The following is a 17,627-nucleotide window of genomic DNA, read 5'->3' as shown; positions in this document are numbered from 1 at the left end:
ACACAAAATGAAAAAATATATTTTAATCAGCTGTCTGATACTATTGTTTACTTCAGCCTGCAATGATGATTTATTAGACACCCAGCCTGAAACCAGTATTCCCGAATCGATTGCATTTAGTACTCCCGGTAAAATTTTGGCGCAGACTAATAACTTATACAAGCAGCTGCAGAATCAGAATTTTTACGGAGGCAGATTTATTATTTTTAATGAACAAAGAGCAGATCAGTTTGGTCAAAATGACGGAAATGCGGCAACCGGTTCCGCTGTATGGAATCAAAATGTGGCATCAACAAATGATTTTGTCAACAATGTCTGGTCGGTAGCATACACTGCCATTAATGCAGCTAATATTCTAATTAGTAAAATGAATGAAACTACGGTAATTTCAAAAGAGCTGGCTAAAAATTACATTGCCGAAGCCAAATTTATTCGGGCCTTTTGTTTCTTTAGCCTGGTTCAGACCTATGCCAAACCTTATAATCAGGACAAAACGGCTTTGGGGCTGCCTTTGCGATTAACGCCGATTACGACTTCAGGAAATAGTGACTTGGCCCGAAGTACTGTAGAAGAAGTGTACGCACAGATTCTGAAAGATTTAGACGAAGCCGAAACAGACTTGCCGGTGAGTTACACCACACCATTGCTGAATATTTCGAGAGCTAAAAAGTGTACAGCAATTGCATTAAAAACAAGAGTTTTACTGCTACAGAACAATTTTGATCAGGTAATTTCAGAATCTAAGAAAATAGTTTCTGCTACACTGCCTTTTCAATACACAGAGGGAAATTTAACCCATAAATTAGAAGCCAATTACACCGCTATTTTTGGAGGAAGTTATACCGGAACTGAAGCTGTTTTTTCTATTCCTTTTGCAAATTCTACCACCGAAACACCTTCGGCACAATATGCTTTGGCTTATAATTATGCCGCACAGCCCATTATTTTTTTAGCTGAAACAGGAATTGTTACTGATCCTGCATTCAATTCAGGCACCGATGCGCGCTCCACCCTCATTGGTATCAATTCGGCCAATCAAAAAATACTAAAGAAATTCAGTATCACCACTGCACCTTTTCGAGATTATGTGCCTGTAATTCGTTATGCCGAAATAGTATTAAATTATGCCGAAGCAGCCGCTAATACGAATGATTTGATTACGGCAGCCACATTGTTGAAAGCAGTACGAAACCGTTCAGACCCTAATTATGTATTTCAAGCAAATGACCTTGCCACAAAAGAAGCTTTGGTTGCAACCATACAAAAAGAGAGAGAGATTGAGTTTTTAGGCGAAGGGTTCCGATTGATGGATTTACAAAGAAAAGTACAGACCCTGCCTGCCAAAAAAGGTGCTATCGGGACGGCTCCTCTGGTTCTCCCAACGAGCAGCAATTATATCTGGCCGATACCAAGCGGAGAAATATCAACAAATCACCTGATGGTACCAAATCCTTAAAAAGAACAGGGATAGTGATCAAATAACAGCGCATTCGAAATGAGGCAGAAATAATGCGTCCTTTTATAAATCTGCTTCATTTCTTGAATAAAATGCTTGTTTTTTGGGAGGTGGTCATTTACTAAAAACTAATTTTCAAATTAATGAAGTGTTCCTTAAGATTTTAATTTCCCGGATTGTATCAAAAAAATATTCCCGAAGTTTAGGGTAAATACAGAGATTCAGTAAAACGGATTAAACAATTTTATACCAATGAAAAAATATACTTTCTTACTATTTATTATAGCATCATTAGCTTTCGTAAGCCAGACTGTGGCTCAGGCTACAGCTATAGGAACGCTGATTCCGTCAGAAATAGAAAACCCCGAATTGCTCGGCATAAACAAAGAGCCTTATCATGCTACACTAATGCCTTATGCCAGCCTGCAGGAAGCTTTGGCAGCCAAACGGCATGCTTCTTCTTTTTGCCAGAGTCTTAACGGCGCGTGGAAATTTAACTGGGTTCCGACACCGGAAATGCGTCCGGTTGATTTTTACAGTGCTGATTATGATGTTTCAGGATGGAAAGAAATTCCTGTTCCTTCCAACTGGGAAGTACAAGGGTACGGAACACCCTTTTACAGAAACCTGGGATATACGATCAAAAAAGATTTTCCGCATGTTATGAGTGAACCCGATAAATCGTACACCTCATATAAGGAACGAAATCCCGTTGGAAGTTACCGCAGGGAATTTTCTATTCCTGAAGAATGGACAGGCCGTCGCAATTTTATCACATTTGATGGGGTAGACAGTGCTTTTTTCTTATGGGTAAATGGCAAAAAAGTTGGTTTTAGCGTAAATAGCCGGAATGCAGCCGAGTTTGACCTTACCAAATATCTGAAGCCCGGTACAAATACAATTGCCGTAGAAGTCTATCAGTACAGCTCGGGTACATGGCTGGAAGACCAGGATATGTGGCGTCTGCACGGAATTTTTCGTAATGTAACGCTGTGGAGTGCTCCACAAGTGCATATTCGGAACTTTTTTGTGAAAACAGATTTAGATAAAGATTATAAAGATGCAACACTGGACGTATCGGCCAAAATTAAGAATTACAGCGATAAGACCGCTAAGGCACAAACATTCACCGTTACACTTTACGATCAGGAGAACAAACAAATAGCCAAAAGCAGTACAGTCGGCGGCATACTTAAAACCAATAAAGAAGAGTTGTTGAATGTAAAAATTAAGGTAGATAATCCGCTGAAATGGACTGCTGAAACGCCGAATCTGTATACAGTTGTACTGACAAATTCCGAGGGCGAAATAATAGCGTCAAAAATAGGTTTCCGGAAGGTAGAAATCGACGGACGTATTTTTAAGGCAAATGGTGTACCCATCAAATTGAAAGGTGTGAACCGTCACGAACACTGGTCTGATGTCGGTCATGCCATTACCGAAGAGCAAATGATCCGTGATCTGGAAGTCATTAAACAGGGAAATTGCAATCACGTCCGTACCAGCCATTATTCAAACGATCCGCGCTGGTATGAACTGTGCGATGAATGGGGAATCTGGTTAGTTGCTGAAGCTAATATGGAATACCATGGCTATGATAGCCGATTTGATGAAGAACCAACAATAAAACAGGCAATTATTGACCGCAATGTCGCTAATGTTGAAAATTTTAAAAACCATCCATCAGTAATTATCTGGTCTCTTGGCAATGAAGGGGGCGGGGTCAGTACAAATCTGAAAGCTGCCATGGCTGCAGTTAAGTCCATCGATCCAACCCGTTTTGTTCATTATGAACGATTTGGAAGTGGTAAAAAAAATCCTGCCGACCTCGATGGACGCATGTATGGCAGTGCAGCCGATTATGTTGATATGGTAAAAAACTGGGGACTGACTAAACCGCTTTACATTTGTGAGTTCGTTCATGCGATGTTTAATTCCATGGGATCTCTTGACGAATATTCTAAAGCATTTGATGACAATCCTGCTATTTTAGGCGGGGCTATCTGGGAATTTCAGGATCAGGCATTGTGGAATAAGCGCGATCCCGGTCATCCGGTTTTAGCGTATGGAGGTGGCTTCGGAGAAAATCCAAATGACCATTATTTTATTCATAAGGGAGTCATTTCTTATGACCGTGCAACAGCAGGTAACCATGTCAAACCGCATTATCCTGAAATGAAAAAAGCATTTCAATGGATTGATACTGAACTTACCGATCCTGCTAACGGCGGTATTCAGATTAAAAACAAATACCAGTTTATTTCCCTGGATGGTTTTGATACCGAGTGGAGCCTGACCGAAAACGGCGTAGAAATTGATAAGGGAAAAATTGGAATTCGTCCCACATGGTCAAAAGGAATTTTTGCGGCAAATATTCCTTATAAAATAGAACATCCCAAAGCAGGTGCGAAATACTATTTACGCATTTCATACAAGTTAAAACAAAAAACACTTTGGGCTGCTGAAGGTTTTGAAGTTGCAACGGAGCAGTTTCTGCTTCCTGTTAACACACCAACGGTAGAAGAATCAAAAGTCACAGCACCTGTAAAACTGGTCCAAAACCCGCAATCGGTCATTATTTCAGGAAAAGATTTTTCTGTAAATTTTGATAAGAAAACAGGTTTTATGAGTCAGTTACTAAAAAACGGAATTAACCTTTTAACGGCCGATGGTTCGCCTAAATTGCATTTGTGGCGCGCCTCTCACCGTAATGATGACGATTGGGCTTATCAACAATGGGAAAAGTACGGGGTGACTACTCTTCAGTATACTTTGGTCGGCTTTAAAGTAGAAACTATGGATAAAACCTCAGTGAAAATAACGTCTGTAACAAAAGCAGATGGAAAAGAAGGTTTTGCGGTTTATCATACAGCAACATATCTGATTAAGGGTAACGGAACCATAAAAGTAGATAATCAGGTTCAGTTTATTGGTTTCCGTATCAATTTAGCCCGAATCGGTGTACGGATGTTAGTGGACAGGAAACTTGATCGTATGACATTTTTAGGCCGTGGTCCATTCGAAAATTATTCCGATCGAAAGAGTTCAGCCGAAGTGGGCGTGTATGAATTAGGCGTAAATGAACAATATGAATATGAAAAACCAATGGAACGCGGCAACCATGAAGAAGTGAGCTGGGCAAAACTAAGTGGTAAAGATATGCCTTCGCTGATGGTGACGGCCGATGAAAAATTGATGCAGGTAGCAGCCCTTCCTCATACCGATGAACAAATGTATCCGGTAGAATATAAAATTGACTTACCTGCCAGTACCTCCACTGTATTTTGTATTTCAACCAAAACGCTAGGGGTTGGATCTGCCAGCTGCGGACCCAGACCACTTGAAAAGTATCAGGTATTTGCTGTTCCTGAGGTATTTACCTACACGATTAGTTTGTTTTGATTTCCCCTCGTTTCAACTGAACAATGACAAGTTATCACGGCTCAAAAAGCGATAAGGATTACGGATTATAAAGGTATGTTTCTTGTCTAATGCTGGCGGCAAATTCTGCAAATTCATTCCTAATTAAATTTTAAGAGTAAGTTTGAAAGATTTGCCGCCTGTTTTCATATAGTACATCAGATGCCGGGAAGATAAGCTAAAAACAAAGGAAATAATCTCAATAATAATTTACAATTGAAAAGAGCCGGCCTTACCGGTTTCATCAGGCTAACCTGATTTATGATGCTTGAGACCATACTGTTTTTGGATTTCTTTTTTCCTTTAAATCTTTTTCAATCTGAATTTCCATTTTTCGATCTATTACGTAAAAGAACAACAGAACTGCACTTATAATGAATATAAAGCCCGGATAAATACTAACAGAAAGTTTAATTCCTTCGACGGCTGCGGGTACCTGATTGACTTCTTCCGCTACATAACCATATTTGGATAAAAAAGCCGCACCCAGCGCACCCCCGATACTAATCCCTATTTTTAGTCCGAAAATCATTGCCGAAAAAACCGTAGCAGTCGCTCTTCGATTGTTTTTCCATTCGCTGTAATCCGCCACATCCGCAATCATAGCCCACAATAAAGGAATTGTTATTCCGTAAATGAAGCCATGTACTAACTGGGTCAGAAAAACCATCGCAATAGCTGTTCTGCTGTAAAAGTTAAAAAGCAATAAGCTAATGGCAGATAAAAAGATAAAAGCGATGTAAATATTTCTTTTACCAAAGGTATCGGCAAGCGATTTTGAAAACAAAATTCCAAAAATCATAAAAATAATTCCTCCCGCATTAAAAAGACTAAATGCCGAAGTGGGAACATCTTTTGGCCACTGAAAATCTACCAGCCCCATTGACGTAAGTGAATTATTCAGTCCGTCAATGAATGTCGTAAAACCAATATTGTTTAAGAAATCAGTCTGTGCAACCGGATCTAAATAATATTTAAAATAGAAAACATACATTCCGCCTTTTAAAGACAAGGTAATAAAAACCAGAATGGTAACCAGCAGCAAAACCAGCCAGGGTCCGTTTTTAGATAAATCAATAAAATCCTGTTTAACGGAAGATTCCTGATGCTCTGCAGGAATGATTCTTTCTCTGGTTGTAAAAAAAGTAATCAGCAAACAAATTACCCCTACAATAGCAAACAGTATCATCGTATTTTTAAAACCAACTGCCTTATCGCCATGTCCTAAAATCAAAACCAAAGGCAATAAAAGCGACTGAATGATAAACTGAGCGATCATTACAGCAACAAAACGGTAGGAAGAAAGACTATTTCTTTCTTTCATATCACCTGTCAGAACACCACTTAAAGCTACATAAGGCAAATTATTCGCAGAATAGATTAACATCAGAAAAAAGTAAGTCAGCAACGTATAAATAATCTTGCCTGTTGCTCCAAAATCAGGAGTTAAAAAAGAGAGAATAGCTGCAATGCCAAACGGCAAAGCAGTCCATAATATCCATGGCCTGAACTTTCCCCATCTTGTTTTGGTACGATCAGCAATAACTCCCATAATGATATTAAAAAAAGCACCTATAAAACCGCCGGTAAAAATAATAACACTTGCCGTTCCGGCAGGAATTTTATAAACATCCGTGTAAAAGAAAGCCAGGAAAGTCAGCAGCGTCTGAAAAATCAAATTTGCGGCAAAATCACCTAGACCGTAACCTGTTTTTTCCAGCACGGAAAGCTTTTGTGATGTAGTACTCATAAATATAAAAGTTTGGTTTTGGCCATCGTTTTGCTTAAAAAATATTTTAAGAGCATTTTTTTATCAAAAAAAAAATTAACACTTGCTTTTTATTCTATTTTAATAAAAAGTGAAATGTAAAAATAGTTTGAAAGTTCAAATAAGATTGTCACTTTTGAAGCTTTTAATAGTACAAATGAAGCATTAATTAGTTTCCGTAAATCTATTAAATATAAATTGCTATTTTAGCTTCTTATTTAAAAAAAAACTGAGGATTCAAATCGTTATTTCACCTTTTTATTTTATTAATATGCGTATTAGATACCTTCTGTTAATTATTTCGTGTTTTTTGATAAGCTGTAACAACAAACAGAGTGATGGCGAATACCATAAATATACCAATGATTTAATCAACGAAACCAGTCCCTATCTTTTGCAGCACGCCCACAATCCTGTAAATTGGAAAGCCTGGAATCAGGAAACACTGGATCAGGCAAAGGCAGAAAATAAACTAATTATTATTTCCGTAGGTTACTCCGCCTGTCATTGGTGCCATGTTATGGAAGAAGAAAGTTTTGAAAACGAGGCTGTTGCCAAATTAATGAACGACAATTTCATCAGCATAAAAGTAGACAGGGAAGAGCGCCCCGATATTGATCAGATTTACATGAATGCAGTCCAGTTAATGACAGGCAAAGGCGGATGGCCGTTAAACTGTATAGCGCTTCCTGACGGGCGTCCTATTTTTGGCGGTACCTATTTTACCCGGGAAGAATGGATAAAAGCCTTAACCGGACTCTCTGATTTGTATAAGAAAGACCCCAAAAAAGCCAGTGAATATGCAGATAAATTAGTAGCAGGAATTCAGAAATCACAACTCATTACAGTCAATACTGATGAAGCTGATTTTAAAAAATCAGATATCGCTGCTGCCCTGAAATTATGGCAGGAGCATTTTGATTATAAAGAAGGAGGCTTACTAGGCGATACCAAATTCCCAATGCCGGCTTCCCTGCATTTTTTACTCCGTTACAGTATTCAGAATAAGGATAAATCGACTCAGAAATATGTGCAGACCACCCTGACAAAAATGGCTGGTGGCGGAATTTATGACGCCATTGGAGGCGGTTTTTCAAGGTATTCCGTAGATGCAGAGTGGCATATTCCCCATTTTGAAAAAATGCTCTATGATAATGCGCAATTAGTAAGCCTGTATTCCGATGCTTATCTGGCTACCAAAGATGAATTGTACAAGAAAACAGTCTTTGAAACGCTGAATTTTGTAGAAAGGGAACTCATGGCTGCCAATGGCGCCTTTTATTCTTCATTAGATGCCGACAGTAAAAACAAAGCACAAAAAACCGAAGAGGGCGCTTACTATGTATGGAAAAAGGAAGAACTTAAAGCGCTGCTACAATCAGATTATCCGCTCTTTCAGGAATATTTCAATAGTAACGAAAAGGGTTTATGGGAAAATCAAAACTACGTTTTATTTAAAAATCAATCCGATAAAGACTTTGCGCTCAAAAACAAGCTGACCGTAGCAAAACTGGATTCCAAAATTAAAAACTGGAAGCAAATACTTTTAACGGCACGAAACAAAAGACCGCGCCCTCATTTAGATGATAAAACCGTAACATCATGGAATGCTTTAATGCTAAAGGGGTACGTTAGTGCTTATCGTGCATTTAAAAATCCACACTATAAAGTAATCGCTCTAAAAAATGCCAATTTTATTTTGGATAACCAACTTCAGAAAGACGGAAGTCTCAATCACAGTTACAAAGATGGTAAAAGCAGCATTGCAGGTTTTTCAGAGGATTATGCCACACTTGCAGCTGCGTTTATTGCCGTGTATGAAATTACGCTTGACGAAAAATGGCTCACTAAAGCAAAGCAATTAACGGATTATGCCATGACTCATTTTTGCGATAAAAAAACAAAAATGTTTTATTTTACAGCTGATACTTCAACAAATTTAATTGCCAGAAAAATGGAAATTGCAGACAATGTGATTCCCGGTTCCAATTCGCTTATGGCTCATAATTTATTCCTGCTAGGACATTATTATTCAAACGATACCTATATCAGAACGGCCCGTCAAATGTTGAATAATGTCAAAGAAGCCGCTTTACAATCACCAACAGAATACTATAACTGGCTGAATGTAATGCTGAATTATACCGACGATTATTTTGAAGTTGCTATTTCAGGAAAAGAGGCCATGGATAAAATAAGTCAGCTGCAAAGTTACTATTTACCAAACATCCTTATTGCAGGAGCCACAAAAGAAAGCAAGCTGCCTATCTTAGAAAATCGTTTTGTAGAAAATGAAACTTACATTTATGTTTGCGTTAATAAATCCTGTAAAATGCCAGAAACAGATGTTACCAGAGCAGTTACCAAAATAAAAAACAGCTTGTAACAACCTGTAGTATTTTACAAAAAATTGCAGGAAGATATTCTTTGATCTTATATAAAGCCTTTTTCTATGAAAATAAGAAAAAGGTTTTTGCTTTTACAAATCACCTGTTGATTCGACCGACTAAAACCATTTATTTGCTGAAAACTGCAACAAGTAATCAATTGTATTTAAGTGATTTGGCTCTTTACAAACTCATTTATCGTTTTGAATGATACGCACTGCTGTCATTTATAAAAAATTTCCTGTTTTTTTACTTTTGCGAATTTTTTTGAAAATTTGAATTTACGTATCGAAATTTGCAAATCTTCACCAAAAATGAATCAGCTAAATACAGAATCTTCTTTTTTTTAGCGATAATAATATTTAAAATTAATTTTTAATGTTATTATTTTTTGTAATTCTCAAAATAAAAGGAAACAACCGATTGTGTGTTGCTTGTTTTTTTTATATTTGTAATAAATACACTTATAATTAAACGAAATTAAATTTACGGTTTAGATGAATTTGTATTGTCCACTTTTTATCATTAAAAGTAGCATACAATTTTCAGGCTACCGAATGAAGTTCTGATAAAGGTATAAAGTCTAAAATAAAAACTGCCAGTTTTTAATTGCTGATTGCCAAAAGGATAAGGCTTTTGCTTCAGCGTTTATGAAGTACATAAAATCAACTATTGAAATAAAATTACTTCACAGAGGAGGTTTTGCAGTTTCACTAATTCCAACGGAAAAATAGCTTACCCTATGCAAAAGAGTATTTACATTTTATTTTTAAGTTTTTTATTCAGCTCAGGTAATGCACAGCAGTATAAAAGTCATACTTTAAATAAAGATAAATTGTCTGTCGATTTGTCTGAAGGAGTGTTAAACATAATTCCTCTTACTGAAAAAACAATACGGGTACAATATCAGGCAGGAAACAGAAAAGAGGAGCAGGACTTTGTCCTGATCAATAAGCCCGATGTACCGGATTTTGAATTAAAAGAAACCGCAAACCGTTTAAAACTGTCCACAAAAAGAATTGTAGTCACATTTCATAAAAAAACCGGAGTTATTGAATATAGCCATAAATCAGGTGAAATATTTCTTCGTGAAAAAGCAAATACGAGACAATTGAAAACCTCTGCTATTATGGGCGAACCCTGTTTTATAGCGCAACAGGGTTTTGAGTCTCCTCAGGATGAATATTTATTTGGATTAGGACAATTTCAGGATGGCTTTTATAATCTAAAAAATGCAACCCGGAAATTAGTGCAGGTTAATACACAGATCGCAATTCCATTTTTAGTATCCAGTAAGGGCTATGGATTGTTATGGAACCAGTATGGTCTGACTTATTTTAATCCTGCTGTTCAAAATGTTGCTTTAGTTCAAAATGATCTTCACGAAGGGACCAAAACTGAAGCTGAAGTGACCACTACTTCGGGGACACAAAAAGTCTCACAACAGCAATCCCTATATTCCGGGAACTTTTCAGTGGCAAGCGATGGGCTATATTCGCTCTTTCTTGATCTTGGAGACATGGATAGCCTTCATTTAGTTGTAATTGACGGTGTTGATGTAATCAATCAGTCTAATTTATGGCTCCCGCCGGCAGTGAGTAAATTAGTTCAGTTAAAAAAGGGAGAGCATACGGTAAAAGTAATTTGCAAATCCGGTAATACACCGTCTCTTAGTTTAAAACTTTCCAATAATGAAACGGTTTTTAATTCGCCCAATGCCAAATCACTCGATTATGTGGTTTTTGCGGGAAATAATACAGATGAAATTATAGCAGGTTACCGAAACCTGACGGGTAATGTACCGATGCTGCCTAAATGGGCATTTGGATTCTGGCAATGTCGGGAAAGATATACTTCCGGAGAACATTTGGTTGCAACGCTCAAAGAATTTAGAAAACGCAGTTTACCAGTAGACGTAATCGTCCAGGACTGGCAGTATTGGGGCAAATATGGATGGGGAGTGCCAAAATTTGATGAAACAAATTATCCGGATCCTGAAAAATTCATAAAAGAAATCCATGATTTGAATGCTCATTTTTCTGTTTCTGTTTGGGAAAATTTAAATAAAGAATCTGAAATTGCCCAGGAATATGTATCAAAAAAATTATTCATTCCCGATAGCCCCTGGATAGATATTTATAATCCGGAAGCTCAAAAAGTACATTGGAGCGCACTCAATACAAATTTATTTGCGCTGGGTGTCGATTCCTGGTGGATGGATGCTACTGAACCTGAAAATGATGCGTTAAAAGGTAAACATACGTATTTTGGATTGGGAAATTTTTACCGGCTCACCTATCCATTATTTGTCAGCAAGGCCGTTTACGAAGGCCAACGAAATACCAATCCGGAAAAAAGAGTAGCCATTCTTACCCGTTCAGGGTTTTTAGGGCAGCAACGTTATGCTACGATAAATTGGTCGGGTGATATCGGTTGGGACTGGGATGCTTATAAACGTCAGATTGTTGCGGGGTTAAATTATAATCTTACCGGAATGCCTTACTGGACTACCGATATAGGCGGCTTTTTTCGTCCGGGTAAAACACAATATACAGATGAAAAGTATCATGAAATACTCACGCGCTGGTTTCAATGGGGTGCTTTCAATTCCATATTTAGAATACACGGATATCAGACAGAAACGGAACCCTGGAAATATGGAGAAAAAGTAGAGAACAATATGCGTTCTATGCTGAATCTCAGATATCGATTGTTGCCCTATATCTATTCCGAAGCCTGGCAGATAACTAAGAATAATTCAACTTTGATGAGACCATTAATTATGGATTTCAGCCAGGACTCAGCCGCTGTAAGCAGTGCTTATCAATACATGTTCGGCAAAGCATTTCTCATAGCACCGGTTACAGCTCCCGATGTTACCGACTGGAACGTGTACTTGCCAAAACAAAGTGCCTGGTTTGATTTCTGGACAGGCAAACGATTTGAAGGAGGACAGACAATTTTGACTCCGGCTCCCTTAGATAAAATTCCGGTTTTTGTAAAAGAAGGTTCGATTGTACCTATGGGCAATCTGATTCAGGATACCCATTCGAAACAAGACGTCCTCGAACTTCGTATTTACACCGGAAAAGATGCAGCGTTTACAATTTACAATGATGAAGGCGATAATTATAATTATGAAAAAGGAGAACACAGCGAAATTCCTGTACTCTGGAATGAAAAAAAGCAAAGCCTCACGCTGGGAAAACAAATAGGGCATTATAAAAATGAGACCACAGTGTATACGATGAATATTGTCTGGATATCCGGAAACCAAAGTGATAGAATTTCTAAAACAGTACAATATAAAGGAGCAAAAGTACGGTTGAAAAAGAGTTGATAAACATCGAATCGGAGTAAAAAGAATTAAAAATTAGTAAAGTACTATTCAACAGTGATTGGTACGGATTCAGTTAAATAGTAAAATTTAAAAAAGAGAAACATGGTTATAAGTAAAAATTTCAGAAGTAAATACGGGGTTGAAATCCGGATTTTGGTCCTCTTTTTTGTGTGGATTATTCCGGTTGTGGGCATTAGTCAAAATAAGAAGAAAACAGAAAAATCAGAATTCAAAGCCCCTCAGTACCGCAATCTTTTTAAAGAAGCAGGGTATAGCCAGACTGAAATAGACAAAAAATTAACCAAAGCATATTATGATGTTTTTGAGGGACCGGAGCGTGTGTATTTTAAAGAAGGTGATTCTTTAGGCTATGTTTCTGATGTCAAAAATAAAGATGCGCGTACCGAAGGAATGTCTTACGGAATGATGGTCGCGGTACAACTCAATAAAAAAGACGTTTTTGATCGGCTTTGGCGATGGTCCGTAAAGTACATGCAACATCAAAATGGACCCAGAGAAGGGTATTTCGCCTGGAGTGTAAATCCTCAGACCAAAAAACAAAATTCGCCCGGTTCTGCTTCCGACGGAGAATTGTACTATGTAACCAGTCTGCTATTTGCGTCTAATAAATGGGGCAATGAGACCGGAATACATTATTACAAGGAAGCGAGAAGAATATTAGATGCCATGTGGAAAAAAGATGGCACCGGTAATATCCATAACATCATAAATACTGAACAGAAGCAAATATCCTTTGTGCCGGAAGGAGGTGGATATTACTGGACAGATCCTTCCTATCATGTTCCCGCCTTTTACGAAATATGGGCTTTATATGCCAAAGATGGCCACGAGGAGTTTTATAAAGAATGTGCCAGTGTTTCCCGTAATTTTTTGCACAAAGCCTGTCATCCTGTAACGGGTCTTAATGCAGATTATACGGAGTTTAATGGAGAACCACACTCGACATCATGGATGCCGGCTGCATTTCGATATGACTCCTGGCGTGTTCCAATGAACATAGCAATGGATTATACCTGGTACGGTAAAGATAAAAAATGGCAGGAGGAGTACGCTAAGAAATTTCAGAATTTCCTTAGATCTAAAGGATTAGATACTTATGAAGATCAGTTTAATCTGGATGGTTCCACTCCTGATTTTATTCTTCAGGCCGGTCCGGTCAAAAAACTCAGACACTCAATCGGATTGGTGGCTACAGCAGCTACTGCATCCTTAGTCAGTCAGGAGAAAGGAAGTATGGATTTTGTTCATGCTGTTTGGAACGCCAGGCTAGAACCTTATGAAGACGGCTATTTTGATCCGTATTACGATGGTTTAATGTACCTCTTCAGTGTAATGCACCTTAGCGGGAACTATCAAATTATAACACCATCAGTTAATTGAAATTTAAAATTTAAAATTTAGAAATTATGAAACAATATTCATTTTTTGTGGTACTGGTATTTATTTTGTCAGCCTGGATGGGTTTTGGACAGACTAGTCAGACGCCCATTGCCGACGATTTTAAATCTTCTACAGCTAATCAGCCCGGACAGGAATATCCGCAAGTCAATTCTCAGGGTTATGCGCGGTTTCAAATCCTTGCTCCGGAAGCCAGGTCTGTTGTAGTTAGTCTTGGATTGGGCGGGGCAAAAGGAGGTACCGTTTTGGCAAAAGGAGAAGACGGTTACTGGAGAGGTACCACCGCAGGTGCAATGGACGAAGGCTTTCATTATTATCATGTCACGGTAGACGGCGGTATTTTTAACGATCCCGGTGCACTCAGCTTTTATGGTTCCACCCGTTGGGAAAGTGGTATTGAAATACCGGCACATGATCAGGAATTTTATGCCCTGAAAGAGGTTCCGCATGGAAATGTACAGCAAATTCTTTTCCCTTCCAAGAGCACCGGTACCCCACGCAGGGCTTTTGTTTACACACCACCGGGCTATCATAAAGATAAAACCGTACAGTATCCGGTTTTGTATTTGCAGCATGGCTGGGGAGAAGACGAAACAGCCTGGAGTAATCAGGGACGTGTCCATTTAATCATGGATAATTTGATTGCAGAAGGTAAAATAAAACCATTCCTCATTGTAATGACTTACGGAATGACAAATGAAGTAAAATATGGTGGTCTGGCCAGTTTCAGGATAGAACCTTTTCAGACCGTTCTTGTAGACGAATTGATTCCCTATGTAGATTCAAATTTTCGTACACTCGCCAGCCAGAATGGCCGTGCAATGGCTGGTTTGTCGATGGGAGGGATGGAAACGCACAGTATCACAATCAATAAGCCCTATGTTTTTTCCCACTATGCACTCCTCAGCGGGGGTATTTATAAACCGGAAGAAATCAAGGACAAATCAAAGGTAAAATTCATTTTTATAAGCTGTGGCAGCCGCGAAAAACCGGAATCTGTAAAAAATGCAGTGAAAAGCCTGAAAGATGCCGGTTACAACGCTGTTTCTTATATCTCTGAAAATACAGCGCATGAATTTCTCACCTGGCGCCGAAGTTTCAAAGAATTAGCTCCCCTTTTATTTAAAGAGTAATGCTTTTTTCAATTTGACTAATTCATCTATCGGAATAGAAACCGGAGCATCCGGCAAAATTCAGCAGTCAAAAACGAACATTTTGGCGTAATAAATTAAAACCTAAATTATGAATAAACTTATTATCATCTTAACCGTTTTTTTTACCTGGCCGAGGACTTTATCAAAAGGAATACTACTATTTTTTTGTTTGTTCGGTCTGCCAAGTATTGCATTTTCCCAAAATTTAGTATTAAATGAAAAGGAATATTTTGAAGCTCAGGGCCTGAATGTTTTAGTGTTCAGTAATGAATACAACGGAATGTTTTTTGACGAAAAAACGGCCGGTATTGAGTTTATTCATCATGGTGTCAGAACTGTGACCGGCGGAGCAGTCAGACTTCATAATACGCCCGAGCAGTGGGATTTAATTCCTAAAATGATGAATCGAAAAGTAGATAAGGCTAACAATACAATAGAAGTTACACTTAGATATGAAGAATTTAATTTTGATTCCAGAATTGTAGTGACACCAAAAGGGAAAGGTTTTACAGTCACCGTTTTACTGGATAAACCGATCCCAAAACAGCTGGAAGGAAAAGCAGGATTTAATATGGAATTTTTGCCCACCTCTTATTTCGAAAGTAATTATGTAGTCGACGGCAAAGCGGGAACATTTCCCAGATATCCTGCCAGCGATACGGAAATTAGGTCTTCCTCTCAAAAAATACCGCAGTTTGGCGGACATAATACATTTGATGATCGTGGAAAAAATGAATATATAGTGACATTGCCGCTGGCGTCCGGGAAGAGCCTGCTCTTTGCTCCGGAAAACCCGGAGCGTACGGTAAAAATTCAGTCCGAAGATCAGGAAGTAATGCTTTTTGACGGAAGAAATCTGGGACAGAACGGATGGTTTATAGCCCGAAGTATTTTTCCGGCAAACAAAAAAGGCAAAGTCCTGACCTGGTACGTAGAACCCAATACCATACCCAACTGGACAAGACAACCGGTAATAGGATTTTCTCAGGTGGGCTATATGCCGGACCAAAAGAAAGTAGCTGTTATTGAACTGGACAAAAACGATAAACTAGTAAGTACTGCATCAGTTTTTAAGCTTAATGACGAGGGAAAATTTGTAGAAAAAGTAAAGACAGATGTTAAGGTATGGGGAGATTATCTGAGGTATAAGTATGCTCAATTTGATTTTAGTGCCGTTAAAGAAAAGGGACTTTATTACATTCAGTACGGAGAGCAAAGAACAAACACTTTTCAGATTGAAGATGATATTTATTCAAAAACATGGTACCCTACTATGGACGTATGGTTTCCTGTACAAATGGATCATATGGAGGTAAACGAGGCGTATCGGGTTTGGCATGGTAAACCTTTTTTAGATGATTGTCTTCAGGCACCACTGAATCACGAACACTTCGATGGATATAAGCAGGGACCTGCTACAGATACTAAATATAAACCTCTCGAGCGTATTCCCGGAATGGCAGTGGGAGGCTGGTTTGACGCCGGCGATTTTGATATCCAGACTTTTTCACACGTGAGTGTAATCAATAGTTTTGTAGAATCATGGGAAGCATTCAAAGTAACCAGGGACGAAACCTACATTGATCAAAAGACACAGTATGTAGACATTCACCGTCCGGACGGCAAGCCGGATTTATTACAACAAATTGAGCATGGAGTACTGAACCTCGTAGCACAAGTTGAAAATATTGGGCATCCCGTAAGAGGTATAGTGGTGCCTAACCTGCATCAGTACCACCATTTGGGAGATGCTTCAACTGAAACAGATAATCTTCCGTATAACCCGTCTCTTAAACCCTATGAGACTAATGGAGTTTCCAGCGGCACACTTGACGACAGATGGGCATTTACAAACCGAAGTTCATTTCTGGATTACAGAACTGCCGGAGCATTAGCCGCAGCCAGCAGGGCATTAAAAGGCTATAATGACGAACTCTCTGTTAAATGTCTCTCTCTTGCTGCAAAGTTGATGACCGAAGCAACTGAATTGGAAAAAAAGGCAAAACCTGATAATAGTCCAATGTCCAGATGGGGAAAAGGAAGTGATATGATCGCAACGCTGCAATTGTACCTAAGCACTAAGGAGGAACAGTATAAGATTGCTTTTTTAGACAAAATCTGGAAATTACTGGATGAGAACTTAGAAGTTAATATTAATCCTGCCCTGTTGGCTGTATCCGCCATGGATGATAGCTATAAAGCAAAATTAAGAGACTATGTTGTCAGGTATAAAGAAAAAATGGACAAAGATAATGCTGACAACCCTTACGCTGTTCCTATAGTAAAAAGAGGCTGGGGAGGCAGCTCTCAGGTGATTAACTGGGCAATTACGAATTATTATATTTATAAAATTTATCCTGACGTTATGGATAAAGAGTATGTTTATCGCGGGCTGAACTATATTTTTGGCTGCCACCCCTATTCTAATTTATCTTTTGTGAACGCCGTTGGAAATAAATCTAAAAAAGTAGCTTACGGAGGTAATCGGGCTGACTTTACAACAATTGCAGGAGGAGTAGTTCCCGGACTTATTTTTCTTAAACCGGATTATTTAGAAAACAAAGATGACTGGCCTTTTTTTTGGGGAGAAAATGAATGTATTATAGATGGTGGTGCATGGTATGTTTTTCTTGCGAATGCTGCAAATGAATTAGCACAGAAAAAACAATAAAACTTTAAAAAC

8 protein-coding genes are annotated in these 17,627 nt (G+C 38.5%); 7 read left to right on the top strand and 1 reads right to left on the bottom strand.

Going from position 1 to position 17,627, the window contains the following annotated elements; translation table 11 throughout:
* The first annotated feature begins 7 nt into the window (after positions 1-7).
* Both GJU43_RS13355 and GJU43_RS13350 read left to right on the top strand, forming a co-directional pair.
* Complete coding sequence (locus GJU43_RS13355; protein ID WP_154341253.1) at positions 8-1,456, top strand: RagB/SusD family nutrient uptake outer membrane protein; 1,449 nt, start codon at positions 8-10, stop codon at positions 1,454-1,456.
* A 252-nt stretch (positions 1,457-1,708) separates the two neighbouring features.
* A complete protein-coding gene (locus GJU43_RS13350) occupies positions 1,709-4,858 on the top strand; it encodes a glycoside hydrolase family 2 TIM barrel-domain containing protein (protein ID WP_154341252.1) in 3,150 nt (1,049 codons plus the stop codon).
* A 277-nt stretch (positions 4,859-5,135) separates the two neighbouring features.
* Here GJU43_RS13350 and GJU43_RS13345 read toward each other — a convergent pair whose 3' ends face one another.
* Positions 5,136-6,626: an MFS transporter gene (locus tag GJU43_RS13345; RefSeq protein ID WP_154341251.1), complete on the bottom strand. Its 1,491-nt coding sequence runs from the start codon at positions 6,624-6,626 to the stop codon at positions 5,136-5,138.
* Between the two features lie 328 nt (positions 6,627-6,954).
* Here GJU43_RS13345 and GJU43_RS13340 point away from each other — a divergent pair, with 328 nt between their 5' ends.
* The 5 genes from GJU43_RS13340 (at position 6,955) to GJU43_RS13320 (ending at position 17,615) form a co-directional block, all read left to right on the top strand.
* Entirely contained in the window at positions 6,955-9,030 is a 2,076-nt protein-coding gene (locus GJU43_RS13340; protein WP_370455621.1) for a thioredoxin domain-containing protein, read from the top strand.
* Between the two features lie 743 nt (positions 9,031-9,773).
* Positions 9,774-12,371, top strand: coding sequence for a TIM-barrel domain-containing protein (locus tag GJU43_RS13335; protein ID WP_154341249.1), 2,598 nt, complete (start codon positions 9,774-9,776; stop codon positions 12,369-12,371).
* A 102-nt stretch (positions 12,372-12,473) separates the two neighbouring features.
* Positions 12,474-13,772: a glycosyl hydrolase family 8 gene (locus tag GJU43_RS13330; RefSeq protein ID WP_154341248.1), complete on the top strand. Its 1,299-nt coding sequence runs from the start codon at positions 12,474-12,476 to the stop codon at positions 13,770-13,772.
* Between the two features lie 26 nt (positions 13,773-13,798).
* Complete coding sequence (locus tag GJU43_RS13325) at positions 13,799-14,923, top strand: alpha/beta hydrolase-fold protein (RefSeq protein WP_154341247.1); 1,125 nt, start codon at positions 13,799-13,801, stop codon at positions 14,921-14,923.
* A gap of 109 nt (positions 14,924-15,032) precedes the next feature.
* Positions 15,033-17,615, top strand: a complete 2,583-nt coding sequence (locus tag GJU43_RS13320; protein ID WP_154341246.1) for a glycoside hydrolase family 9 protein — start codon at positions 15,033-15,035, stop codon at positions 17,613-17,615.
* The last annotated feature ends 12 nt before the right edge of the window (positions 17,616-17,627 follow it).

The organism is Flavobacterium sp. LC2016-23 (assembly GCF_009674775.1).
GTDB lineage: Bacteria > Bacteroidota > Bacteroidia > Flavobacteriales > Flavobacteriaceae > Flavobacterium.
This window is presented reverse-complemented; position numbering and strand designations above follow the sequence as displayed.

Excerpts from the sequence above, each read along its gene's own strand:
- GJU43_RS13355 (WP_154341253.1), top strand. The coding sequence starts at position 8 with ATGAAAAAATATATTTTAATCAGCTGTCTGATACTATTGTTTACTTCA.
- GJU43_RS13350 (WP_154341252.1), top strand. The coding sequence starts at position 1,709 with ATGAAAAAATATACTTTCTTACTATTTATTATAGCATCATTAGCTTTC.
- GJU43_RS13345 (WP_154341251.1), bottom strand. The coding sequence starts at position 6,626 with ATGAGTACTACATCACAAAAGCTTTCCGTGCTGGAAAAAACAGGTTAC.
- GJU43_RS13335 (WP_154341249.1), top strand. The coding sequence starts at position 9,774 with ATGCAAAAGAGTATTTACATTTTATTTTTAAGTTTTTTATTCAGCTCA.
- GJU43_RS13330 (WP_154341248.1), top strand. The coding sequence starts at position 12,474 with ATGGTTATAAGTAAAAATTTCAGAAGTAAATACGGGGTTGAAATCCGG.
- GJU43_RS13325 (WP_154341247.1), top strand. The coding sequence starts at position 13,799 with ATGAAACAATATTCATTTTTTGTGGTACTGGTATTTATTTTGTCAGCC.
- GJU43_RS13320 (WP_154341246.1), top strand. The coding sequence starts at position 15,033 with ATGAATAAACTTATTATCATCTTAACCGTTTTTTTTACCTGGCCGAGG.